Source organism: Succinivibrio sp. (genome assembly GCF_045124615.1).
Taxonomy (GTDB): Bacteria; Pseudomonadota; Gammaproteobacteria; order Enterobacterales; family Succinivibrionaceae; genus Succinivibrio; species Succinivibrio faecicola.
On sequence record NZ_JBGVMC010000387.1, the window covers coordinates 1 to 2,103 of the forward strand.

A 2,103-nucleotide genomic window follows, 5' to 3' on the forward strand; every position below is an offset into this window, starting at 1 on the left:
AATGAGCATATAACGGTAATCATTTGAAAAATGAGGGATGTTATATGCAAAAAACAGAACATACAAGAATATAATAGTAAGATATATAAAACTTCTGTAATTTGTCATTTTCTTTAGGTATATTTGGTAAACTTATCAAAATAACAGTTTGCAATTCTATCACATCATGAATTTAAAAGAACTTATAAAAAATACAGTAAATCTGAACTTCACAAACCAGATTAAGCATATAGGAAATTTAAACAGCACAACTATCACATCTTTGGTGGCTGCAGCTTATGAAAACAAAAACAAGGGACCTTTGTTTGTCATATGTCAAGAAAGCTTTGATGCTTTAAGCCTTAAAAGCAATCTTAAAGCTCTGCTCCCTTTAGAGAAGATCTGCTATTTTTCAGATTTTGAAACTCTTGCATACGATACTATTGCTCCTCATCAGGATATCGTCTCATCAAGACTTGAGATCTTAAGTTCTCTAAATTCTCTTACAGATGGAATTGTAATTACTACAGTAAGTGCTCTTATGCACAGAGTCTGCCCTGTTGAGTATATAAAACAAAACTCCTTTGCCATAAAAAAAGGCGATCGCCGTGATATTGCAAAGATGAAAGACGATCTTGTAGAGCATGGCTACTACCATGTTGAAAAAGTACTCTCTCATGGTGAATTCACCATAAGAGGATCAATACTTGATATCTTTCCTATGGGCAGTAAAAATCCATACAGAATAGATTTTTTTGACGATGAAGTCGATTCTATAAGAACATTTGATCCAGACTCTCAAAGATCGTTTGAAACAATAGACAGTGTCTGTATGCTCCCATCACATGAGTTTCCACTAGACAAGGAGGCTATAAGTGTATTTAGAAGCAACTACAGAGATTATTTTACAGGTGCTAATCTTGTAAATCATCCAATCTATCAGGCTATATCAAAAGGTGCCATTCCTGCAGGTATTGAATACTATATTCCTCTATTCTTTGATAAGACTCAGACTGTTTTTGATTATCTTGATAAACAGACAGATATAGTCCTTATAGGCGATGTTTTTAATGCTGTACAGGATTTTGATATTGAAGTCCATAAAAGAGCTCTTATGTTTAAGGGAAATCCTGATCATCCATCATTAGAGCCAGCCTTAGTATTCATGAATGCAAAAGAGTGTACTGACAGAATTAAAGAACACAGGCTTTTAAATTTTGTAACAAAACCATTTGATGAGAACACTCTTTCAAAAAGAGGATATTCAAATCTACCTGTTCAAAAGATCCCAAATATTGCTTTTGTTCCATCAGATAAAAGCAGTGCTAAAAATCTTATAAGTTTCATAAATTCAAGAATTGAAAATGGCTACAGATTCCTTTTAAGCTGTGTGTCAGAAGGCAGACGCCAGTCTTTAAAGGAGATTTTCCCAGAGGCAATTACAAATAATCATCCTCTTGTAAAAGCATCATCAATTGATGAATTTATAAATTCAAAATGCAGCCTGATGCTCACATTAGCACCTTTTGATGAAGGTTTTGATTTCCCTGATTTAAAGATCTGCTATCTTACAGAATCAGAAATACTAGGCTTTAAAGCTGTAAAGCAAAAAAGAGCATCTAAAAATGCAAGTATCAGCCAGGATACCATTATTAAGAACCTAGCTTCATTAAGTGAAGGTCAGATTGTGGTTCATATTGACCATGGTATCGGAAGATACAAAGGTCTTAAAACCATGGTGATAGGTGGTGTTAAAGGTGAGTATCTTACCATCGAGTATGCAGGTGGTGATATACTTAATATCCCTATCACCGCACTTAACAAGGTTGCAAGATATTCTGGATCTGAAAACCCTCAGCTATCAAAACTTGGTAATGATAACTGGGCTAAGAAAAAGAGTAAGGCTCAGGACAAGGTTATTGATGTTGCAGCTGCACTTTTAGATCTTTATGCAAAACGTGAAGCAAACAAAGGAACAGCCTTTGAGGTTTCTACAAAAGCACTTGAGGAATTTGCATCAGGCTTTAACTATCAGGAAACACCAGATCAGGCTCTTGCAATTGAAAATACTATAAACGATCTGAAAAAGCCAACTCCTATGGACAGACTTGTCTGTGGTGATGT

The 2,103-nt window shown here is 34.9% G+C and carries 1 protein-coding gene; it reads left to right on the forward strand.

Going from position 1 to position 2,103, the window contains the following annotated elements:
* Positions 1–166: 166 nt before the first annotated feature.
* On the forward strand, positions 167–2,103 hold a 1,937-nt coding region (locus ACJML3_RS10315; RefSeq protein ID WP_406022975.1), incomplete at its 3' end, for a CarD family transcriptional regulator.